The organism is Faecalibacillus intestinalis, assembly GCF_015097455.1.
GTDB classification, from domain to species: domain Bacteria; phylum Bacillota_I; class Bacilli_A; order Erysipelotrichales; family Coprobacillaceae; genus Faecalibacillus; species Faecalibacillus intestinalis.
Genome location: NZ_AP024085.1, coordinates 771,945 through 794,855, shown reverse-complemented (window position 1 = coordinate 794,855; position 22,911 = coordinate 771,945). Strand labels below are relative to the sequence as shown.

20 protein-coding genes and 1 riboswitch are annotated in these 22,911 nt (G+C 28.0%); of the genes, 1 reads left to right on the top strand and 19 read right to left on the bottom strand.

The window, feature by feature from the left end; all coding sequences use genetic code 11:
- Nucleotides 1-2: 2 nt before the first annotated feature.
- The 11 genes from Fi14EGH31_RS04110 to Fi14EGH31_RS04060 form a co-directional block, all read right to left on the bottom strand.
- Nucleotides 3-1,421: a PilW family protein gene (locus tag Fi14EGH31_RS04110; protein WP_158560092.1), complete on the bottom strand. Its 1,419-nt coding sequence runs from the start codon at nucleotides 1,419-1,421 to the stop codon at nucleotides 3-5.
- Nucleotides 1,422-1,438: 17 nt separating this feature from the next.
- The gene (locus tag Fi14EGH31_RS04105) at nucleotides 1,439-2,365 is read right to left on the bottom strand and encodes a type IV pilus modification PilV family protein (RefSeq protein WP_200765165.1); all 927 of its coding nucleotides are present in this window, start codon (nucleotides 2,363-2,365) and stop codon (nucleotides 1,439-1,441) included.
- Between the two features lie 11 nt (nucleotides 2,366-2,376).
- Nucleotides 2,377-3,429 carry a hypothetical protein gene (locus tag Fi14EGH31_RS04100; protein WP_107029875.1) on the bottom strand — a complete coding sequence of 351 codons (1,053 nt, stop codon included), beginning with the start codon at nucleotides 3,427-3,429 and terminating at the stop codon, nucleotides 2,377-2,379.
- A gap of 17 nt (nucleotides 3,430-3,446) precedes the next feature.
- Nucleotides 3,447-4,079 carry a type II secretion system protein GspM gene (gene gspM, locus Fi14EGH31_RS04095; protein WP_117829062.1) on the bottom strand — a complete coding sequence of 211 codons (633 nt, stop codon included), beginning with the start codon at nucleotides 4,077-4,079 and terminating at the stop codon, nucleotides 3,447-3,449.
- Nucleotides 4,066-4,731: a hypothetical protein gene (locus Fi14EGH31_RS04090; RefSeq protein WP_117813775.1), complete on the bottom strand. Its 666-nt coding sequence runs from the start codon at nucleotides 4,729-4,731 to the stop codon at nucleotides 4,066-4,068. The genes gspM and Fi14EGH31_RS04090 overlap by 14 nt, the downstream gene beginning before the upstream one ends.
- Before the next feature lies 1 nt (nucleotide 4,732).
- Nucleotides 4,733-5,617: a type IV pilus biogenesis protein PilM gene (gene pilM, locus Fi14EGH31_RS04085; RefSeq protein ID WP_117788082.1), complete on the bottom strand. Its 885-nt coding sequence runs from the start codon at nucleotides 5,615-5,617 to the stop codon at nucleotides 4,733-4,735.
- Between the two features lie 8 nt (nucleotides 5,618-5,625).
- Nucleotides 5,626-6,819: a type II secretion system F family protein gene (locus Fi14EGH31_RS04080; RefSeq protein ID WP_118573403.1), complete on the bottom strand. Its 1,194-nt coding sequence runs from the start codon at nucleotides 6,817-6,819 to the stop codon at nucleotides 5,626-5,628.
- Between the two features lie 12 nt (nucleotides 6,820-6,831).
- A complete protein-coding gene (locus Fi14EGH31_RS04075) occupies nucleotides 6,832-7,593 on the bottom strand; it encodes a prepilin peptidase (RefSeq protein ID WP_200765164.1) in 762 nt (253 codons plus the stop codon).
- A gap of 11 nt (nucleotides 7,594-7,604) precedes the next feature.
- Nucleotides 7,605-8,051, bottom strand: coding sequence for a prepilin-type N-terminal cleavage/methylation domain-containing protein (locus Fi14EGH31_RS04070; RefSeq protein ID WP_117481428.1), 447 nt, complete (start codon nucleotides 8,049-8,051; stop codon nucleotides 7,605-7,607).
- A gap of 10 nt (nucleotides 8,052-8,061) precedes the next feature.
- Nucleotides 8,062-8,484, bottom strand: coding sequence for a type II secretion system protein (locus tag Fi14EGH31_RS15625; RefSeq protein WP_117481431.1), 423 nt, complete (start codon nucleotides 8,482-8,484; stop codon nucleotides 8,062-8,064).
- Between the two features lie 148 nt (nucleotides 8,485-8,632).
- Nucleotides 8,633-9,088 (bottom strand): type II secretion system protein, encoded by a 456-nt coding sequence (locus tag Fi14EGH31_RS04060; RefSeq protein WP_117481432.1) that lies wholly within the window; start codon nucleotides 9,086-9,088, stop codon nucleotides 8,633-8,635.
- A gap of 178 nt (nucleotides 9,089-9,266) precedes the next feature.
- On the opposite strand from Fi14EGH31_RS04060, the gene Fi14EGH31_RS04055 reads away from it, so the two are divergent.
- On the top strand, nucleotides 9,267-10,610 hold the full coding sequence (locus Fi14EGH31_RS04055; protein WP_118721956.1) for an ISL3 family transposase: 1,344 nt from the start codon (nucleotides 9,267-9,269) through the stop codon (nucleotides 10,608-10,610).
- A 201-nt stretch (nucleotides 10,611-10,811) separates the two neighbouring features.
- On the opposite strand, the gene Fi14EGH31_RS15260 is transcribed toward Fi14EGH31_RS04055, so the two are convergent.
- The 8 genes from Fi14EGH31_RS15260 to Fi14EGH31_RS04015 form a co-directional block, all read right to left on the bottom strand.
- Complete coding sequence (locus Fi14EGH31_RS15260) at nucleotides 10,812-10,958, bottom strand: hypothetical protein (RefSeq protein WP_234697825.1); 147 nt, start codon at nucleotides 10,956-10,958, stop codon at nucleotides 10,812-10,814.
- Between the two features lie 433 nt (nucleotides 10,959-11,391).
- Nucleotides 11,392-11,478, bottom strand: a riboswitch (cyclic di-GMP riboswitch).
- Between the two features lie 78 nt (nucleotides 11,479-11,556).
- Entirely contained in the window at nucleotides 11,557-11,919 is a 363-nt protein-coding gene (locus Fi14EGH31_RS04045) for an Hpt domain-containing protein (RefSeq protein WP_022000763.1), read from the bottom strand.
- Nucleotides 11,920-11,930: 11 nt separating this feature from the next.
- Nucleotides 11,931-13,424 (bottom strand): response regulator, encoded by a 1,494-nt coding sequence (locus tag Fi14EGH31_RS04040; protein WP_158562292.1) that lies wholly within the window; start codon nucleotides 13,422-13,424, stop codon nucleotides 11,931-11,933.
- 1 nt (nucleotide 13,425) lies between these two features.
- Complete coding sequence (locus Fi14EGH31_RS04035; protein ID WP_200765163.1) at nucleotides 13,426-15,690, bottom strand: transglutaminase-like domain-containing protein; 2,265 nt, start codon at nucleotides 15,688-15,690, stop codon at nucleotides 13,426-13,428.
- 11 nt (nucleotides 15,691-15,701) lie between these two features.
- A complete protein-coding gene (locus Fi14EGH31_RS04030) occupies nucleotides 15,702-16,874 on the bottom strand; it encodes a DUF58 domain-containing protein (RefSeq protein ID WP_107030676.1) in 1,173 nt (390 codons plus the stop codon).
- 1 nt (nucleotide 16,875) lies between these two features.
- On the bottom strand, nucleotides 16,876-17,811 hold the full coding sequence (locus Fi14EGH31_RS04025) for an AAA family ATPase (protein ID WP_118473907.1): 936 nt from the start codon (nucleotides 17,809-17,811) through the stop codon (nucleotides 16,876-16,878).
- A complete protein-coding gene (locus tag Fi14EGH31_RS04020) occupies nucleotides 17,801-21,184 on the bottom strand; it encodes a leucine-rich repeat protein (protein ID WP_118473903.1) in 3,384 nt (1,127 codons plus the stop codon). Before Fi14EGH31_RS04020 ends, Fi14EGH31_RS04025 begins: the two co-directional genes overlap by 11 nt.
- Nucleotides 21,168-22,850: an ATP-binding protein gene (locus tag Fi14EGH31_RS04015; RefSeq protein WP_158569951.1), complete on the bottom strand. Its 1,683-nt coding sequence runs from the start codon at nucleotides 22,848-22,850 to the stop codon at nucleotides 21,168-21,170. Before Fi14EGH31_RS04015 ends, Fi14EGH31_RS04020 begins: the two co-directional genes overlap by 17 nt.
- Nucleotides 22,851-22,911 lie beyond the last annotated feature (61 nt).

Here is a 22,911-nt window from a genome sequence, read left to right as displayed (position 1 = left end):
CATCAATTTACTGTACTCCAAAAATAATTTGGATTTGGATTACCATTAACAATTTCTAACATATGTGGCCATGTTGTTGGATTATTATCTTTATTTATACTTTGCATGGCTTTAAGATATCCTAAATCTTGAGCTTCAGAATATAAAACAATATCACCCTTTAAGTATGCACTATTTTTATTCCAGTCACGAGATAAAATTTGCCATCCAGAAGATGCACTTGATCCGGGACCTCCAGATCCATCCAATACTTTCAAATAATATTGTTTAACACCGTTTTTTTCTTCATTATATATATAATCACCTATTTTATAATCCGTTTTATTAACATCATATTTAGGAATGCTATTTATTTGGCTTTCCGTGAGTCGATCCAATTTATTTAAAACTGTATCAGTTCTTCTTATTGAAATATCATCACAATTATGTACATCTTTTGTAACCGTATTTTTAGGACCAATATACTTCCAATAGGTCTGCTTTCCATTAAATCCATCTGGCGCATATCCATCAGAACTATCACTGCCAACTCCCATAGAATACATATCCTGTAAGCATTGATAATAACATTGTTCTTTTTCAAAAAAAACAATATCACCTTTAGTATATGCACTGAGTGGACTATAATTTTTATCTATCTTTTTCCACCATCTTGCTTTACTTTTATCAGGTGAAGTAGCATTACTTTTATCTTGAATTAACTGCCACCATGACCCATCACAATAAACAAAATCACCTTTACTATAATGTCTTCCTTCTACATAATCACCACGATTATTTTTCGTATTAATACATTCAACCTGTTTAGCAACTGTGATTTCACTACCCTCTTTCTCATTATCATCGCTATTATTAGACGAATCATCTTTTATATAATAAAGTTTTGTATTTTCTGATAACTGTGTCGTACTAGAAATATTACTAAATAAAGTCGTTTTATCCGTTGTATTAATATTAAAATTGACTAGCTCATATGTATTCTTTGTTGAATATGCTTCTTCTGTCCCATTTAAATACTTAAGTGTTAAATCCAAACGATATCCATTAGTAGTAAAACCTCTAACATCCATTTGTAAATCTCGATTATTAATATAATAATCATCATCAAAAACTGCTTTACCATCACGATAAAGTCTACCTTTATTTTTATCATTTTTTAATACATAAAGATAATGCCAATCTCTATCATCTGGTTTAGTATTTGATACTCTTACATCTGTTGCATAGGTGATTTCATTGCTAATAAAATCTAGAACACCATCTAATGTTTGTTTATCTAAAGATTTCTTGGTTGTTGTATCAAAATAACCTAATGAGTTGACTAAGATTCCACCAGTAATTGTCATAATAATAGAAGCAATTAAAAGTACAACAACAATTTCAACTAACGTCATACCTTTATTATTTACTTTTTTTATCATCTTAGTCACCCTCTTTTCTATTTTGATGTTGTATAATAAATCCATTCATTACCACTTATTATTTTATAAAACTCTGAATATGTTTTATTTTCAAGTATTTTTGTACTTATTTCACTTTTTGGAATTAACCAAGTATCTTGATCATCTTCAACAGTTGTATTATCAAGCAATGCCCATATATCTGTTGGACGATCTCCTTTTTTTGCCTTATCACCAACTAAAATGTATACATATTTTTTATAGCCACCATCTTCAAAAAAATCTTTATAAGTTAAATTTTCTCTAGTACTATCTGATATATACATACATGGTGTAATATATTTATACTTTTCCTTATCAAAATCTTTGTTATAAGTTCCAATAACCTCTAATAATGAATCTAGTTCTATATCAGGGTATATACTTGCATATAATTTAGGTAAATTTGTAATAAAATCTGATTTGTTTTCACCTGTTTTTTGCATCATCCACTCTTTTATATATTCTTTAGTCTTTCCTTCAAATAATTTATCATCCGACGTGACTCCTTGCTCTTTTAAATAATTCGAAAATTCTTGCATCATTTTGCAATAATTTTTATAAATATTTCTTCCTTTTACAGTTTCACTAATTTGGATAGATGGAATAAAATTTGAAAGATTAACATCCTTATATGTTTTACTTGTTGCTTTTTTATAAGTACCATTGATGATAATTGGATTACCACTCCCATTAACAGTAATAGAATAATTAGCTAAAGTATCATCCACATCAATATCTGTATCTTTATTTTCTTCATCAACTAAAGCTTTTTGTTGTTTATTTGTTACATCTTTATAATGATTAGAATCTGTAAAAAGATTAAGTGCAGTAACAAAACCAACCACAATAATTAAAGATGCTGTACTAATAATTAATAGAGAGATGATTACTTCAATAAGTGTCATACCTTTTGTATTTTTCATATTCATCCCTCCTACTCAATTTTTAACCATTGATCTGTATTGCTTACAGCATTTTTTATACTGTCTACATTTAAAAAATCACTTTCTCTAAATGATTTATTTTTAGTAACATACCAAGATTGATCATAATAAATAAGATAAACTCCTCCATTACTTGCACCACTTGAAGGAGATGCATAGATAAAATACTTTCCATTACTATTTGGAAATACATGAAAATTAACATATAAATCTGGATACCAATATTTGTTATCATTAAAAATAATATTTTGATCTTTTATTTTTTTATAAATATCATCTTCCAACTTATCAAACTGATTATTTTGTGTCATACATGTTAAATATGCTTGTTTAATATGATAATCAGAGCCCTCACTATTATTAAACCACCAATCGCAATTATAATTAGCATCCGTAGTTTTATTCATATACTTACATTGATCTTTATACCAATCAATAAATGTATAAATATTTTTAAAATCTCCATAGTATTGATTCAACATAACCGTAAGTCTTTTATCAAGTGTATCTGCTATATTACTTCCTTCTGGCAAACCAATATTATTGTCATTATCATTATCTGTACTACCATTATTTCCTGAATCATTTCCATTTGAGCTACTATCAGTAGAAATATCTCGATTTCCATTTGTATCATATTGAACACATTTCCATTGATTATCAGACTGCGTTAAATAAGCATAAATTGTATAATCTTCATCATGGTAATTAGCTTTTAGTGATGCAATAATTAAATTTTCTTTTTTTCGATTAATTTTAATATTTGAAATTGTTCCATAAGGAACAGAACATTCCATCTTTGATACATTAATTTGTTTACCTGTATCTGGAATTAGCTGCGAACTATTTTCATCATTTTCAATAGCACCAGCTAGAGATTTAATTGCCGAATTAGCAATCAATTCAACTTGTGTCTTATTTCTATTTTTAATAGATTGATTATAAGACATATATGCAAAAGACAAAGAGGCACCTACAATGACTACAAGAACCATAATCAATGTAATTGCCCATACAATTGTTGATCCCTTTTTATTTTTCATTGTTTGCACCTCTTTTACTATTTTTCTACCATATAAACTGTATATGTAATTGTTAAATCCAAGTTACCTGTTGAATTTTCATAAGCAACAGAATTAATATGTAAGCCACTCATATTTTTAACATCTTCAATTAAATTGAGTAAATTAGCTTTTGTTCCTTTACATGTTTGTGTAACAACACATGAATAAACTAAAGTATTGGATGATTTAGATTCATCTGTATTATCATTTGCGTTATCAGATGAATTATCATCACTCTTTTTACTTGATAAATCTGTTTGTGTTATTTCAGACATTGTTAAATTAGTAGGACTGATTTTATGTTCTATTGTTAGATTTGTAATCAATTGATCAATATCTTCTTTTGACATAAGATTGTAAAATTGATCATTTAAAACTTTAATTTCTTGATTAATATTCATAATTTGTGTTTTGATATCTTCTGTTGAAGAAGATGAACTTGTTACTTTTAATTCAGTAAGTTGTAATTCTAAACTATCTTTTGAAGACTTTAATGATGTATGTGATGTTAATTGTGGTTGTAATAAAATCAACCATCCAAAACAAACAATCAATAAAATCACTAATATATAAATCAATGTCTTTTCTCTAGAAGAAAGTTTTTTAAATGAATCTTTAATCTTGTCCACTTGTCGTACCTCCTTCTAATGTACATGTAATCGATGATTTATAAGTAATTGGTGTCGTATTCGTTACTGTTTGTGTTGTTGTCGCACCTGTTGTAGGATCTGTTACGGTTTCCGTTGTTTCACTAACACCACCATCTTGAGTATACCCATTGTAATCAACTGTTTTAAAAGTACCTGATTCTCTAAGTGTTCTTACTGTTTCTTCACAACCATTAACTTTAGAAGCTGTTACAGTAAGTGATATAGCTCCTGTTTCTTGATTAAATGATATTGAATCAATTGTTAAGTTCTTACATGATTTATCAATTGTTTCTAAAATACCTTTATCAATTTGAGGGTATTTTGATAATGTTTGTGTAATTGTTTGTAAGTTTGTAAGTTGTTCATTGAGCTTACTTAATTCTTTTTGTTGATCAGAATTTGTATTAGATGCTGTTGCAGCAAGAGCCTCTTCTATTTGTGTTTGCAATGTATCAACATCCTTTTGCAAGTTTCTATTAGTGATTGTTAAATAAAGTGTACTTGTCGCAAAAATAAGAATGAGTAAAACAGGTAATGCTATAAGCAAGAGTGTTTTAGAATTTATATTTATTTTTTTCTTTGTTTTATAGACAGATAAAAAATCAATATCTTTGTTACTGTTTCTTGCCATCTTATCTCCTCCATAAACTTCCTACAAATAAATATTTATGAATAGGAAAATTATTATCTTTACTACAAGTATGGTTTGTTGGTTTAAAACGAGATGTCTCAATACTCAAATTAGAAGAAATAGTTGACATCAACATATCTTCTTCATAAGTTTCTAGCCCCGCAAAATAGATTTTTTCTAATTGGGCATCTTTATAAGTACCTTTAGTAAACTGCATTAATTTAGTAAGTGAATTGGACAATTCAGTAATAAAAGCAACTGTTCCACGATCAGAGAAAATACGTATTCTATTAGCTATTTCATATTGTCCATTAATAAATAAATAATGAATAACATCTTGTCCATTGATTACTGTTAAAACATAAGATAGGTTTGTTAATTTAGGAATAGATTCTGTTAATTTAATAATTGAATTTGTCATAATATCAATTGATTCTAATGAAATTCCCATTTCATCAAACAAATCAATATACGGCTTTAAAAACTCTCTTTCCATTGCCGCACATAAAACGAGTTGACCTTCTTTACCTTCAACTTTATATTTTATGATTGCATAATCATATAATAAATCCGTATATTGACTTTCAACGTCAATAAATTCATCCTTTACAAATTGAAGAATTTGTTTATGAGAAACTTTTGGTAAAACAGCACACTTCACTAAAATTTGCCCACTATCGACAACAAGTCTCACACTATCAACATTTTCTTTTTTTAAATCAAGTAAAACATCTCTAACAGGTTGATCATCAAGAATATTTCCATCAAGCATTGTTCCTTCAACAAATTCAAATTCTTTGCAAGAAGAAATATGAATATTATTTTTTGAAACATTTCCTTGAACCATTTGTAATCCTTTTGTTGATAAAAATACAATATAACTCATAATTCCTCCTACATATTTCCTACATTGTTATACAATGTATAAATTGGTAATAATACAGATATAATAATTAAACAAATCACAACCGCTAAAAAGATAATCATTAATGGTTGAATAAGGGTAATCATTCTCTCTGATGCTTGTTCTGCTTCAAAATCAAAATCATCTGCAAGAGTTGTAAGCGTTGATTCCAAACGTCCACTTTCTTCTCCCACAAAAATACTACTTGTTAATTTAATATCAAAACCATCAATGTCCTTGATTGCTTGAGATAAACTTTCCCCGTTTCTTAATTTCTTAATAGCTCCGTCAAACTGTGATTCAATATAAACATTACCAATCGTTGTTTTAGCAATATTTAAAGCATTAACAATAGACATCCCACTTGTATATAAAGAACATAAAGTTCTTGCAAATCTGCTCGTATAAATTGTCATCAACAATTTACCAAACTTAGGAATTTTTATTTTTAATTTATCTACTTGAAAACGTACCTTTTCTACTCTAAGTAAAGCAATAAAAGTGACAACCAAACCCGCAGCAATCAATAAGACAAAATACCAATAATCTTGTAAAAACTTTGAAATACTAATATTGATTTTAGTAATCAATGGTAACTCAACATTTTGAAAAATATCAAAGAAAGAAGGAAGCACTGCTAAATAAACAATCAACAAAACAGCAATTGTAACTATAATTAAAATAATAGGATACATCATTGCTGATTTAGTTTTACCTTTAATACGATGATCCTTAGAATACTGATCAGACATCGTTAAAGCCGTTTTATCCATATCCCCACTTGCTTCACCTGAACGATACATTTGAATCATTAAATTAGGAAAAGCAACACCTTGAGCTTCCATAGCAGCGGATAAAGTATATCCTTGTTGTAACTTTACATAAATATTTTCATAAATTTTTTTTATTTTTTTATTATCTTCTCTTCGAACCATAATAGAAAAAATACGAATCAAAGATAAACCAGAAGCAAGCATTGTTCCTATTTCTCTAGAATAAGCTGATAATTCATTTAATTTCATTTTATACTGATTAACAGTCTTTTTAGTGACATCTTGGCAACTTACTAAAAACAAATTTTGTTCTTTAAGCTTTCTCACTAAATCATTTCGATCATCAGCTTCTAACGTTCCTCTTATTGTTTTAGCTGACATATCTTTCGAAATATATTTAAATGTAGCCATTCTATCACCTCTTTACATCATTAAATTTAAATACCAACTTATAATTTCACTACCATAAGATAAAGCAATAAAAATACCAATTGATAAATAAGGACCAAAAGCAATATGTCCTTTTTTATCAATCTTTTTACTTATCAATAAATAAACACTATAACTTCCTGCAAGTAAAATACCAATAAAAGCAGCAAGTAAACTATACTTCCATCCTAAAGCTATTCCTGAGACAAACATTAATTTAATATCTCCACCACCAAAAGATTCAGCAATTAAAACATTTAATAAAATCATTGGTACAGAAATACAAAACATACCCATAATACTTTCTAACAAAGACATATGTCTTACATACATTAAAACAATAGAAACAATGAACATGGCTATATTTAAACCATCAGGAATAATCATTGTATCAAAATCAATCATTGTAATCGCAAGTAAAATCATCGCAATTACAAACATTAAAATCGTTTCAATACTAAAACCAAAACGATAAAAACAAAACATACCAATCAATCCACCAAAAATTTCAATCAAAAAACCTCTAATAGGAATCGAAGTATGACAATAACGACACTTACCCCTTAAAAAAATATAACTTACAATAGGAATCAAATCATACCATTTTAAAGTCTCACCACAATGATCACAATGACTCCTTCCCTTTACAAAACTCTCATTTCTAGGAACACGATCAATCACAACATTCATAAAACTCGCAACACACATTCCTATTAAAAACATATATACATAAATCAAAATAATAATTGAATCCATAAAAACCTCATCTAATCAAAATTATGATTACTATCAGTACTTACAATCTTTACATCCTTATTCTTTGTTAATGTAGCTTCAATATGATGATCATCATCACTAATCCAATACATTGTATAAGTATTACCATTTCTTTCTACATCAACATCATCTAACTCTGTCTTTTTTGCAATAATGCCTTTTAATTGATTATTATCTGCAGTATCAATTGTATTACCACTCAATATATCTTTAATATAATTATCTATATCATTTTCACTAGGATCATCTGTTGCCTTATACTTAGCCACTTCCGTTTCAACAACTGTATAAATAGAATGTGCCTCTTGAATATAGCGAGACTCTTTAGCTTCATTTACATAACCAATTACAGAAGGTACAGCAATCGCAGCTAAAATAGCTAAGATTACTAATACAACAATAATCTCTACCAACGTAAAACCTTTCTTATTTTTCATCTTCCTCACCCTAATTAACACTTACTGTTATATCTTTATTTCTTTTAATTACAGAATAAACATTCTTTCCATCATCATTTTTAAAATTAACATAGTACTTTGCATTATCTTTTCCAATATGACTACAAGTACCAAACGTCACATTTTGAATACCCGTTTTTTTTGTTATTGTTTCTGTTAATTCTTTTTTATACTCAGTATTATTATAAGTATCATCATTTAATTCATTGCCTAAAGCTTTATACCTTGCTTCCTCTGTTTGAATAACTGTATAAATAGAATGAGCTTCTTCAATATAGCGCGTCTTTTTAGATTCATCTACATATCCAAGAACAGCAGGTACAGCAATAGCAGCTAAAATAGCTAAAATCACTAACACAACAATAATTTCTACCAACGTAAAACCCTTGTTATTCTTCAATCTTTCCTTCATATGCCCATTCCCCTTTTTTGGCTATATTATAACACATATATATAAAATTTCTAATAATCCAACATTTTTCTCTTAATTATTACATAAAAAAACCATTCTTATAAGGACTGGTCATAAACTTCTTAGAATAAAATTATAATAATTTAAATTATTCAATTGATGTAATCTTAACTTGTTTATTCTTATAAAGTTCTGCTTGTATTTTTTTACCATCATCACTTGTCCAATGTAAAAGATAAACATAACCATCTTTAGATTCATTAGAATATATCCAGTCCATACTTTTAATACCTACTTTATTAGAAATAATATTTTCACCATCTGGATTATCAGCTGTATTATTACGTAGTTTCTTATACATATCTTCCATATTATGGTATGAATCACCTTTATCTGTGTAATCTATTTCATTTTCTAATCTAGCTTCTTCTACCTGAATAACAGTGTAAATAGCTTTAGCTTCTGCAATATATTTTTCTTTTTTAGCTTCTTCGACATATCCTAAAACAGAAGGAACAGCAATTGCTGCAAGTATTGCAAGAATAACTAATACAACAATAATTTCTACTAATGTAAATCCTTTTTTATTAAATCTTTTAATCATTTAAATCACCTCGAATACATATAGAAATACCACTACTTTTTTGGGTATATTAAATTATCCGGTGCTTAGAGGTTCACTCTAAATTATTAGGCGGAGTACCCTCTAAATTCTCGCGGGGATGTGAATCATCCCCTTTTTTGATACAATTTTACTGTCTGGTCCTGATTAAATTATTATTATGAACAACGAATTATTAAAACTATTTGATATCAAGGATGATGTTGTTGAAACATTTACTGTAGATCATAAAGAATCTAATTATGAAATCGATATTAGATTCAAGCCATCTAGATTTTCATGTCCTACATGTGGCAGCACTCATTTCATTAGTAAAGGCAATAAGAAAAGATCTCTTGTATCTGTACCTGTTAATGATAAACCTGTAAAGATGATTACTTATGTTAAAAGGTATAAATGCATTGACTGTAATGCTTCTTTTTCTGATGTAAATCCTATTGCTTATGGTGATTGGTCTTTTACTAGAACAGCTATCTTTTCTATTCTAAACAGGTTAAAACCTTATAATGCTACTTATGCTTCCATTGCTAGAATGTTTGGTGTTTCTTCTACCAGAATCATGGAAATATTTGATACTTTTGTCAGAATTAAAAGACATAGCCTTCCTAGAGTTCTATTGATTGATGAATTTCATTTCTCTAGAAACTCCAAATATAAATATCCTGCTATCCTTATGAACTTTGAAAACAATTTGATTATTGATATCGTTGAATCCAGAACTCATGATATCATGTCCGACTATCTATTTAAGATTGATTTGGACGAAAGAAAAAAGGTCGAATACATATGCACTGATATGAGCTTTATATTCAAACCCTTACTAAAGACATATTTTCCAAATTCGACCTTGCTTGTTGACCATTTTCACGTTACCAGACTAATAAATGATCAACTCAATCATACTCGAAAAAGAATTATGCGTAAATATGCTAAAAATAAAAAATCCAGAGAATACAGATTATTGAAACATCGTTACAAGATACTGTTAAAATCCAAAAATAACATAGACAATGAAACGTTCAAGTATGATAAGATAATGGAATGTCATGTAACTGAAAACATGATACTTGAAACTTTACTAAGCTTTGATGGTGAACTTAGACAGGCCTATAATGCCAAAGAAGAATATTTGATATTCGATCAAGTTTCAAAAGAAGAAGTCAATAATTCTAATAAAAGAAAGGAACTCAATGCAGTAATTAAAAAATTCAAACATACACATGTGGAAGAAAGTATAAGTGTTGCGGTGACGCTTGAACATTGGAAAGAAGAAATACTCAACTCTTTTACATGGATAAATGACAGACGTATATCTAATGGACCATGTGAAGGTAAAAACAATTATGTAAAGAAGATCTTATCCAATGCAAATGGTATGTCCAATTTTCAACGTGCAAGAAACAGAATCCTATATTCTCAAAATAAATATGAAACTTACACAATGAATGAACATACAGACAGAATAAAACGTATAGGAAATCCTAGAGGAACCTACAAAAAATAAAATAAAAATAGAAAACAAATAAAAGGAGGAACACCAGGACCAGACATCATCCTAATTTTCCTCTTAAAAAAGCACTGAATATTTTAGAGGGGATACTGATTTCACATCAATATCCCCCTTAATAATTTAGAGCGAATTTCGCTAAAGCACTCGATTATTTAGAGCGCCCTTTTTTGGTAGTGGTATCATTTTATTTTTCTATTATTTACTCTTAGAAATAATTTTTACATCTTTATTTTTAGTTAAATGAGCATTAATTGTTTTTCCGTCATCACTTTTCCATGTAAGATTATAATATTTATTTGAATCAGTAGGAGCAGTAATTTCTGTTACTTGTAATCCTGTCATATCAAACGCTTTTTTACAAATACCATCTCCTGTATATTTTGTAGCATCAGCATTAGCAGTACCTGAACCATAAGTAGGTGTTGCTTCTTCTAAAGCTTTTGATTTAGCTTCTTCAGTTTGGATTACTACATAGATTGATCTAGCTTCTTGAATGTATCTTTCTTCTTTAGCTTCGTTTACATATCCTAATACTGATGGTACAGCAATTGCAGCTAAGATAGCTAAGATTACTAATACTACGATGATTTCAACTAATGTGAAACCTTTTTTGTTAGATTTTTTTGTAATTTCTTTAATAATTCTTTCATCATTTCTTTTTTTCTTCTCCCTCTTTGATATGATATTTTAAAGAAATCCTATGACAGTTAAAAACCACCTATTATTTTGGTGGTTGCTATAACTCATAGACATACGAAAATATATCTTGATAGGTTAGGGTAACCGGCGATCATAGCACTTACGTACTTTAGACCCTAGGGCTTTGCGTCACTGTTTTTCAACAGCTTTGCCTTTTTCTTTTCTTTACAAATAGATAATAATATTTTTAAAGGGAATTTGCAACAAATTCCCCTCTAATTCGACCTTTTTTCACATATTTTTATAATTGAACAATCAATTCTATTATTTTTTGATAGTTATCTTTAACTATTTGTAGAAGTTTACCTGCTTCTTCAAGTTCTTCATCATTTAAATTTTCTTTTTCTCTTAAACATTCTGTTAAATTACAACTTGCTTGATATAAATCATCAAATCCCAAATTAACACTTATTCCTTTCAAGGTATGAATAAAACGGAAGGCTTCTTTATAATCAACTTTATTAAAAGCATCAATAAGATTATCAAATGTTTCATCATCTTTAAATTTCAATACAAATTTTCTAATAAATTCTTCATTAAATAATCTTCTTTTAACATCTTCAAAGTTCCCACCAACTTGTTTGTAAAATTCTTCTAACTCCATAAACAACTCTCCTATAATATTTCTATGTCTCCTAATATCCCTAAAACTTCTTCACCATCATAAATAACTTGTACAGTTATTTTAACATCTTTAATTGTATTATTGATTTTAAGTTTTGTATTCATCGAAAACTTATCTTTTTCTTTTTCTAAATCAATAGCTTGTTGTATGAATACATTAAAATCATTATTAATAAATAGTTTTGTAACTTTTTCATTACTTAATGGATCTATAATTTTAGGTTCTATATTTAATAATAATGCATCTTTTTTAGATAATGTAAGTAATGGTGGTACAACTGAATATTCAAATTGAATATTATTAGATAATTCACTGTAAAATTTATATTTTGATTTTTCAAAATATAAATCTTGATAAAGTAAATTAGATAAATTAAGACCTTCATCTTTTAAATGTTCTTGTGTACGTTCTTCAAAATATTCATTATCTTCATAAAATTCATTAATTTTTAAATCATTTTGAATGTATGATTCAATATCCATTAAACATTCTATAAGTAAAGGATTAAAAACACCACATTTGCCTTTTTGAATCATTTTTAAAGCTTCTTCATGACTATAAGCCTCTTTATAAACACGTTTACTTGTTAAAGCATCATATGCATCAACAATTGAAACAACTTGTGCCGCAATAGGAATTTCTTCTCCTTTTAAACCATCTGGATAACCATTTCCATCATATCTTTCATGATGCCATCGACATATTTGATAACCATATTTTACAATTGGTTCATCATTATAAAATGGTAAACTATTTAACATCTTTGCACCGATGATAACATGTGATTTCATGACTTCCATCTCTTCTTTAGTAAGGGATGATGGTTTATTTAAGATTTCTTCTGGAATAGCAATCTTTCCTATATCATGTAAAGAAGAAGCCACTTCAATTGAAATCATATCATCTAAAGTTAAGGAATATTGATTTGTTTTCTTAACTAAAATATTTAATAACAATTTTGTAAGTTTTTTAATGTGTAATACATGTAAACCACTTTCACCATTACGAGATTCAACGATATGACTTAAGATCATAATCATCATATCGTTATTTTTATATTTTTCATAGATTTGTTTATTAATGATGGTTGTAAGTTTTTTTTGTCTTTTATAATGAGAAATAATATTATTTATTTTTTTTAAGACAACAGCAGATGAAAACGGTCTTGTAATATAACCTGATACACCTAATTCATAGGCTTTTTCAATACTTTTATCATCTTTATCGATAGAAATAATCATCACTGGCACTTCTTCTATCAAATGATTTTTGTTCATATACTTTAAAACTTCAAAGCCATCCATTTCAGGCATGACAAGATCTAATAAAACAAGTGCAACACTTTTGCTATCAGATTTTAAATATTCTAAAGCTTCATAGCCATCTTTTGCTTCTATAACTGTATATTGATTTAATATTTCAGAGAGTATCTCTCGATTAGACTTTGCATCATCAACAATCAGTATTTTCCCATTTTTATCCATCCTAATCACCCTCATTACGCCTTATTAATTTCAAATAAATATCTTTTCTAGATAAAATAGTATATCTTCTTTTAAGCTTATTATACCATTTTAATCCCTTTTGATTTTGATACAATAAAACAATAAAATGAATAATGATATTTAGTTCAAATTCTTCTAACTCTATTTCACCATAAAAACTCTTTTCAAACAACCTACAAACTCTTAAAAAATCACCTTGATGAATCAAATCCATCTTTTCTAAAGTCTCATCCACTTCTATAGAATCTAACCCTAATTGATAATCTATACCATAAGATTTCAAATACATTTCCATTAAACCATATAAATATTTTGTTTTATTTTTAGAAGAAGCATGATGATAAATATATTTAACACCTATATTTAAAATCAATCTTAATAATTCTAATAAAATCCATATAATAAAGATAACTACACAAACAATTGTTAATACCCCTAAAGACATCATACCTAAATTTCCAACATGATCAATTAAATCATTAATCATGCCACCATTTTGACCATCATCAACAGATTGAGAATCTTGATGTCCTTTTTCAATATTTGTATCACTTTGTTCTCCTTGAGGAGTTGCGACCATATTCATTAAAGTATACACATCATAATAATAACCAGGTGTAACATCAATTGGTAACCATCCCATACCATCAAAATATACTTCTACCCAAGCATGTCCATCTTTTGAGGTTAAAGTTGCATTTCCCTCATCATCAATTGCATCACTTTTTAAATAATAACCTTCTACATATCTAGCTGGTATATCGTAATATCTAAAAGCTTCAACTGCTACTGTCGAAAATAATACATCATTACCTGCTGTTTTTTGATTTAAGAAATCCTCTAAACTATCTTTATCACTTATTTGATCATCATATTTTAAATAACTTGTCATTGTATCTCTAACATGTTGACAAACAGAATAAATACCTGTGTTTTCAAAATCATCTTGATCAAATAATTGAGAAATTGTTTTTTCTAATCCTTTATCTACCGTTTGATAATTTTCATAAACAAATGATCTATAGATAGATTCAGTATCTAAATATTCTTTTTGTGAAGCATTTGGATTATTTAACCAATCACTTCCAACCATTAATTCGCTTGGTGAAGTAGAGGAAGTTTCTTGATAGCTATAGCTTTTACTTCCAAATAAGGCTATTGATTGTAAATTTAAATCTTTTTGAATATTTGATGATGTAACATCACTTTGATTAATTGAATAAGGTGTATATAAGTATTTTTTATTTGCTGCTACGTTATTAATGGTTACATTTTGTTTTTGATCATCATTCTTTGATAGTTTTTGATAAAGGTTATATTGATATGTTGAAGAAAATTTCTTCTTTTTCAACCATTTCAACATACCTTCATGTTCACCATTATAACTTGCTTTTGTCAAATCTTGCCATTGATTATTTTCTAATGTACTTCCTACAAATCCTTTTAAATAAAGGTTTTTTCTTTGTGAAACTGTTATTTCTAATCTCTCTTGATTATTTTCATGAATCCTAGAAGCCTTATTTAAATCACCTTGAGGTAAATTATCTTTACCATAACGAAGATCATCTACTTGTTGTAAAACATCTTCTTTAATTTGTTCAATTGTTAAATTATCTTGGTAACTTGGTATCGCAAGAGAAACAAAGATAATACAAAGAATAATAAACCATTGAATTGTTTTTGTATTAATTACTTTATTTTGATGATACATCCATACCATTAAAGCATTAATACTAAACAACGTTCCTCCTACAAAAGAAAAACAATCGATCCATAATGTAAAAGAAAATAAAACAAAGAAAAGAATAGATAACACAGTATACTTTTCTTTCTTTATAGATTGATAAATATAATACGTCATCCAAATAACAATTACTAAACTCATTGCTTGTATATGTGATGATGTAATAGAAGCAGCCATCATCATATTTCTAGCATCTTCAAATTTTGTATTATAACATTCAATAATATAATTCATTATTCCAAAGAATCCATAATAAAAACTTTGAAATGAATAAATAATTCCAATCATTATTGTCATCATGATTGGTAAAATAATTGTTTTTATTTTTTTATACGATAACAAAGATAAAGCTAGTAATAAAACAATACTCACAATTATTTCTAATAACCAAGAACTTATTACTACATTATGATAAAAACATAGAAAACTGATACCACTCATTAAAGAATAAAAGAAGGTCACAATGAAAGAAATAATTCTATTTTTTTTATTTTTTTCCATATTTGACCTCCTTATATTTCAAAATGATACATATTTTGATCAATTGAATCTAATGGTAATTCATATAACTGATTTTGAAAATGTTTGATTGTTTGTACATTTTGAATATCATTTTTAATCGTAATTGCACTAATACTCAAAAAATCATTTAATCTAGATAACTCTTCATTAAAATCTCCAGCAGTTACATAAATCATCTTTGTAAAATATAAATCTAAATGCTCACTCGCAAACAAATGAAGTGCATCTCCACCTTGACTTGTAATACCTTTAGAAATCCAATTTTCCATACCTTGATAATAATCTTGAAGACTATTCATTTCTAACCAATAAAAACTTCCTTGATCATATAAAGCAACATAATGCCCTATATTTTTCAATAATAACTTTTCAGACATACTCATCGCAAAAGCTAACGATTTAGATAAAACATGTTTATCAATTTCACTCATTTGATCTTTTAAACCAATATCTACAAGTAAAACAGTTTCAAAACTACTATTATGAGAACCTTCCTTTAATAAAACTTGTCCTGTTTTAGCAGAAAGTTTCCAATGAACATGACGAATATCATCTCCAGGATAATATGTCTTTAAATCATAAATTTCAGACATATCAGGACCTTTTTTATATTGGTACTGTAAAACACCATTTTCATAAGGTTTAGAAAGTTCATTATATAATAATTCTATATTTACTTTCCCTGGATAAACCACAAGATGATGTTTTTGAGTTTGTGAAATAGGAACTCTACAAAACCCAAAAACATCATATAAATAAACTTTTTCATATGAAATCATGACATTCCCACAATAAGTCGCAGTATATTCTTGATTCTTTCGGGCTGTTTTTATTCCTAATGGAATAAAAATATTTCTTTTAAGTTCATTTTTTAAAGTCATGTTTTTATAAACAAAAACATAATCTATTCTTCCAGAAACAAGTAGTCTATAACGACTCTTTACTTCTGTTGTAAATGATAGAGACTGACCTACTTTTCCTTGCTTTGGACCTTGGATATCCATTTGAATATATCTTAATTCCAGTTTCAATAAAGTAATTAAAATAAATGGAAAAACAATACCAATGATCCAAATAATTAAGAAGTAGAAATATGTAGAATAAATATAGGCAACAAGTACCAAGAAATTAATTATTCCATACGACAAATATTTATTCTTCATCTTAATCAGCCAAAGGAGGTTTAACTTCTTTTAAAATTTCATTTAAAATATCTCTAGCATCTAAACCTTCTACCCTTGCTTGTGGACGTAATATCATACGATGTGCACATACATCTAAAAAGACATATTGAACATCTTCTGGAATAACATAAATACGATCTTCTAAAACAGCATGTGCTTTAGCCATTTGTACAAGTGCTAATACTCCACGAGGAGAAACACCTAATTCTACTAAAGGCATTTCTCTTGTTTTTTCACATAATAAGACAATATATTTTAAAACATCATCACAGATACGTACAGAAGATAAATAGTTTTGTACTTCAATCACATTTTCTTTTGAAGCAACTTCTTTAATTCTTTCAATTGGATTATCATAGCGACGTGATTTAATAATTTCTATTTGTTTTTCTAAATTAGGATAACCAATAGATAAACAAATCATAAATCGGTCCAATTGTGATTCTGGTAAAGGTTGAGTACCAGCAGAACCCATGGGGTTTTGTGTTGCCATCGTAATAAAAGGATGTGGTAAATCATAAGTAACACCATCAAATGTTACATTATGTTCTTCCATTGCTTCTAGTAAAGCAGCTTGTGTTTTAGGCGATGTACGGTTAATTTCATCAGCTAAAAGTAAGTTACTAAATACAGCCCCTGGTCTAAATTCAAATTTTTGTGTTTCATTATTTAACATTGTAAAACCAACAATATCTGATGGTAATGTATCTGTTGTAAACTGAATTCTTTTATAATCTAAACCTAAAGCTTTAGAAAAAGCTAACGCTAATGTTGTTTTACCTGTTCCAGGCGCATCGTTTAACAAAATATGTCCTCCTGCATAAATTGTCATTAAAACCTTTTTAATTATTTCATCTTTACCAATAAAGACTTTTGAGACTTCATCAATAATATGTTGTGATTGTTCAATTATCATTTTCATCTACCTCATTTTCTAAAGCTTCTTGTTTATTTTCATCTTGTTGATCATTTTGATCTTCATCATTGACTTCTTGTTGGTTATCTTCTGGTGCTTTTTCAACATCAGGAACAACTTCCTGATTGTCATCAGGTTGAGTACCTGTTTCTGGTAAAGTATATCCTAATAAACCAGCAATTTTCTTTACTGATTGATTAAGCTTTTCTTCGTTAACACTTGGATCATTATTTTCACAAGCTATGAAACGGTACTTCCAAGCATCTATGTATTTTTGTTCTAAACCTTTAGCTGCTCCAATTAAAGTAATATGGAAATCTTCACTAGCCATGTCACCAAAAGTATATTCAGTAAATTTATTATAGAATAATTCAATTGGTGTTGCATTTTGGAAAACAATTTCACTTAAACTTTCATCCCCACCAAAAGTATTTGTCCATAAACATGCAGGATAATCTGTATCATTTCCATAAGTTTTTGGAAAAATAACTTTTGAAATATTTGATCCATAAAATGCAACTTGCCCAATTGGTCCTAAACCATCAGGTAAAACAAGTTCACCTGTTAAATTCGTTCCATAGAAGGCATAATCATCAATCCAATACATATCATCTGTCATATTAAATTGAACGGAAGTAATTGGCACATCTTCAAAAGCACTTGTACAAATTTCAAATGTACCTTCTTTAGTAGCCACATCCCCTTGAACATCTGTTGTGGCATTGATTAAATAAAATTCATCTTCTACTGTAACAGTGTTTCCATTTTGATCTGTTCCTCGAGCATATCCATAAAGAATTTCTCCACCATAAGATTCATCTATAAAATAAGCACCACTATATGTATTACCACCATTATAGCCTTCTCCATCAAACGGGATATATATTTGTTTTGTTACTGAAGGCAAATAATCATTTTCAAAAATAGCTTTTTTAGCATTAAATGCCATATAACGTAAATCAAATAACCAACTATCTGTAATTTCTAAAGCATTTTCTTGAATAGTGATGCTATCTGTATTTTCAGAGAAAATACTTTCTAACGCCTCACAGCCATAAAAAGCATAGCTATCAATTTGATTAATATGTTTAGATAACTTGACATGTTTTAAATTTTTACATTCAGAAAAAGCATGTTGTCCTATTTCTGTAATTGTAACCCCTGGAATACTATTTTCGTCAAATTGTATTAAATTAGTAGGTGCATTTAATAAAATCGTCGCATGTGATCTATCACGATAATACATTTCTAGATATTCAAAACCATTCTTTGTTTGAAAACTTGAATCTGTTTCACTAAGTAGTGCAAATGAAGCTTGATCTATTTCATTCTTCCATTTATCATCATATAATTCATAATAATTTATTGACACATTAATTGCTTTTAATGAATCCGCTTGGCTAAATGTATCACTATTTGTACCTGGAATATCTTTCGTTAAAAAATTAACTTCTTCAACATGGCTATCTTTAAAAATTTGATGTCCTAATTCAACATCACCATGAGTAAAGATAATACATATAATTTTATCATTACCACTAAAAGCATAATCATCTATTTTTTCTACTGTTTCAGGAATAACAATTGTTCCTGCGGCACTATCCATTGTACTCACTAATTCTCTTTCATCATTTAAGAAAACCAAATTATTATTCACCGTATAATCATACGATTCTCCATTTTCATTAATTAAATTTGTTACAAATCTTCTATAACTTTTCTTAAAATAATCCAAATAATATTCATCAGGGACATGAATAATTGTATCTGTTTGAATATTCTTAAATGAACTTTGATCAACCATACATGGACCATCAAAATAAACATCTGATACAAACCAGGAAACAATACCTTTAATTGCTGTAACTCCTTTAGGAATATAAATTGCATCCGCTATCGGTGTTTGATAAACAATTGTTTGATCTTTATTCATTAACAAGCCATCTTCATTAGAACTATATTTTGTATTATTTTCATCAACAATATACTTACCATAAAGTTGTAAACCACTCCATCCAAAATGGGCACTTTCAATAGAAGCAGGTATATAAAAATCGCCATAGAAATTTTGCCAACCTGCATAATTCATTTCTATACTGTTTACTTCTTCAGGTACATGAATATCCGCAAATTCATCACCACTATAACCTGTAAATGCATAATTATAAATTGTATATAAATCTTCCGCAAATACATATTCACTTTGTAATTGAACTTCATACCCTTCAGGTAAATCTTTCATTTCTAACGGAATAAGTGAAATTCTTCCTTTTTTATGAGCTATATATGCTGTTTGTGAATCAATATCGCTACCATCTTCATTTTTCCAACCCATAAATATTTGTGTTTGTGTTTGATAAGTTGGTACGATCAAATTATAGTATTTTCGTAAATCTTCTGTTTCCTCTTTTTTTAAGTAGAAATAACCTGTTTCTTGTTGATTGTAATCTTGTAATGAAATACGTGTTTGATATTCGACCTTAAATGTCACTTCATATTCTTGCCAAGGACTTGAAGCATTCATTCTAAAATAAAACTTTACTGTAAAATCTTCCGTTGCATATTGAGGATAAGACCCTATTTTAAAATTATCATTGTAATCTTCTATTCGATAAAGTTTAGGCAACTTACCTTCTTCATTTTCAGCAATTATTACTACCATATTACATAATAATTTCCAAGGAGTAATGACACAACCTTCATATAATTGATCAACACTTTCTTTAGATAAAAATTCTGTACTTAAAAATTGAATTGTATAACTAGCACCTTCTTTTTGAAGAATACCATCATTTGTAAATGTTGATGCGTCTCCATAAATTAAATCATCAGACATATCTGGTAATCTAGCTATCGGATCAGGATCAACTATTGGTGTTTTATTATCATGATTGGTATTTTTATCTACTACTTCATTTGAAATACCTGTTCCTGTATTATTTATTGGTATCTTTTGTCCAGGAATAACAACTGTAACATTACCGTCACCTGTTCCATTTGGATTAACACCTATAGTATTATTTCCATTAACACCTAATCCTGTTTGTCCATATATCTTTGTTGGATCTACTCTTCCTTGATTTTTAAAGAGATAGGGTGAATTATTTAAATTTGTTTGTGATATTTTATCTAATGATTGTTGATTTTCTTTTAAATACTGACTTTCATCTGGTTCTTGATGAGTATGAGTTTGTTGGTCTTGATTTGAAAAAATGACTTGATTATTTTTGAGTTCTAATGCTTTTGATCGCGGTGAAAAGATAGAACTGTTTTGAGAAAGTTGATAAGCAGAAATCGCACATGAAAATGATACTACTGTGACTACTGCTACTTTTCCTAAATAAGGAATTGATAATTTATATGTTTTTTTCATCTATGTCTCTCCTTGAAAAGAATTGACCCAATTCTTTTTCCATTTCATTAAAATCAATCGGTTTAGAAAAATGGCCATTCATTCCCATTTTTTTTGAATATCTTTTATTTTCAACATAAGCATCCGCTGACAAAGCAAAGATAGGAATTGATTGACTATCTTCTCTATTTAAACTTCTAATTGCTTGTGTTGCTTCATAACCATTCATTTCAGGCATTTGAATATCCATTAAAATCAAATCATAATAATGTTCAGCATGCTTTTTAAAAGTCTCTACTGCAACTTGTCCATTTTCTACACGTTCAACAAAAGCCCCTTTAGCATTTAAAACACTTAAACAAATTTCAGCATTAATATCATTATCTTCCGCAAGTAAAATACGTTTTTGATCAAAACTAAATTCTTCTACAACAACTTCTTTTTTATCTTCATATTGTTGATTAGTAGAAATTGGTAAATTTAAAAAGACAGTAAAATCACTCCCCTTTCCTTCTAAACTATCAACAACAATTTCACCACCCATCAACTTAACAAGTTGATCTGTAATAGCCATGCCTAATCCACTACCACCATATTTTTTAGAAATCTCTACACCTTCTTGTTCAAAAGGTCTAAAAATATGACTTAAGAATTCTCTAGACATTCCTTTACCAGTATCATGTACACGCATCATAATATTAGCCACTTGATCTTCTTTATACATTTGTCTAAATGTCACTTTAATTTCACCTTTTTCAGTAAACTTACTAGCATTAGACAATAAATTAACAAGAATTTGCATAATACGTAATTCATCACCAACAAAATATTTAACATCAAAATCAAAATATTCTATTTTAAACATTACATCTTTTTTCTCAATTGTTTCTTTGAAAATATTATTTAATTGAGGTTCTAAATGATAAATATTAAATGGTTTATTTTCTAATTCTAATTTTCCAGCTTCCATTCTAGACATATCTAATACTTCATTAATTAAGGAAAGAAGGTATTGAGAAATATCTTGAGCTTGTTGTAAATAATAATCTTCTTGTTTAGTATCTTGTGTATTTATAGCTAATGTCAACATTCCAATAATACCATTCATTGGTGTTCTTATCTCATGAGACATTCTTGATAAAAAAGATGCTTTATATTCACTTTCATTTTTTGTAGTTTCTATTTGTTTTAAATAATCTTTTTCTTTTAAAACATCTTCACTATGATCATAGAAAGCAAATAAATGATATTTACCATTTTCTATCGCACTTACTGTAAGTACAAACCATTGATCTACATCTTTCATTTTAAAAGAGTATTTAAAAGAATTTTCTTGATTCCATGATTGATATTGTTTCATAAAATCACGATAAACTCTTTCCTCCACCATTTCTTTTAAAACCATAAAATCTACAACTATACGTTCTTTAGCTATATGAAATACTTCTTGAAAACGTGAAGAAATAAATAAAACTTTAAAATCTTTAGTTCTAACTAAAACATAAAGTTGACTTTGATCTTCATCAAATATTTGATTAGTTAAATCATTTTTATTAAAATGAGAGTTTTTATATTTTTTATAAAAGAATGAAATCATATTTAATACAATAATGATACAAATAATCACTAAAATACCTAATAAAATTGTTTGACTATTCTCTCCTGCAGCCATAATAATCTTTTTCATACAAAACCCTCCCATTTGGCTAATTACCCATTTTCTATTATAGAACCAAACTAACATTTAT

Coding starts and splice junctions, on each gene's coding strand:
- Fi14EGH31_RS04025 (WP_118473907.1), bottom strand. CDS start 17,811: ATGATAATTGAACAATCACAACATATTATTGATGAAGTCTCAAAAGTC.
- Fi14EGH31_RS04090 (WP_117813775.1), bottom strand. CDS start 4,731: ATGGCAAGAAACAGTAACAAAGATATTGATTTTTTATCTGTCTATAAA.
- Fi14EGH31_RS04075 (WP_200765164.1), bottom strand. CDS start 7,593: ATGGATTCAATTATTATTTTGATTTATGTATATATGTTTTTAATAGGA.
- Fi14EGH31_RS04055 (WP_118721956.1), top strand. CDS start 9,267: ATGAACAACGAATTATTAAAACTATTTGATATCAAGGATGATGTTGTT.
- Fi14EGH31_RS04110 (WP_158560092.1), bottom strand. CDS start 1,421: ATGATAAAAAAAGTAAATAATAAAGGTATGACGTTAGTTGAAATTGTT.
- Fi14EGH31_RS04105 (WP_200765165.1), bottom strand. CDS start 2,365: ATGAAAAATACAAAAGGTATGACACTTATTGAAGTAATCATCTCTCTA.
- Fi14EGH31_RS04070 (WP_117481428.1), bottom strand. CDS start 8,051: ATGAAAAATAAGAAAGGTTTTACGTTGGTAGAGATTATTGTTGTATTA.
- Fi14EGH31_RS15625 (WP_117481431.1), bottom strand. CDS start 8,484: ATGAAGGAAAGATTGAAGAATAACAAGGGTTTTACGTTGGTAGAAATT.
- pilM (WP_117788082.1), bottom strand. CDS start 5,617: ATGAGTTATATTGTATTTTTATCAACAAAAGGATTACAAATGGTTCAA.
- Fi14EGH31_RS04020 (WP_118473903.1), bottom strand. CDS start 21,184: ATGAAAAAAACATATAAATTATCAATTCCTTATTTAGGAAAAGTAGCA.
- Fi14EGH31_RS04040 (WP_158562292.1), bottom strand. CDS start 13,424: ATGGATAAAAATGGGAAAATACTGATTGTTGATGATGCAAAGTCTAAT.
- Fi14EGH31_RS04060 (WP_117481432.1), bottom strand. CDS start 9,088: ATGATTAAAAGATTTAATAAAAAAGGATTTACATTAGTAGAAATTATT.
- Fi14EGH31_RS15260 (WP_234697825.1), bottom strand. CDS start 10,958: ATGACAGGATTACAAGTAACAGAAATTACTGCTCCTACTGATTCAAAT.
- Fi14EGH31_RS04080 (WP_118573403.1), bottom strand. CDS start 6,819: ATGGCTACATTTAAATATATTTCGAAAGATATGTCAGCTAAAACAATA.
- Fi14EGH31_RS04015 (WP_158569951.1), bottom strand. CDS start 22,850: ATGAAAAAGATTATTATGGCTGCAGGAGAGAATAGTCAAACAATTTTA.
- Fi14EGH31_RS04035 (WP_200765163.1), bottom strand. CDS start 15,690: ATGGAAAAAAATAAAAAAAATAGAATTATTTCTTTCATTGTGACCTTC.
- Fi14EGH31_RS04030 (WP_107030676.1), bottom strand. CDS start 16,874: ATGAAGAATAAATATTTGTCGTATGGAATAATTAATTTCTTGGTACTT.
- Fi14EGH31_RS04100 (WP_107029875.1), bottom strand. CDS start 3,429: ATGAAAAATAAAAAGGGATCAACAATTGTATGGGCAATTACATTGATT.
- Fi14EGH31_RS04045 (WP_022000763.1), bottom strand. CDS start 11,919: ATGGAGTTAGAAGAATTTTACAAACAAGTTGGTGGGAACTTTGAAGAT.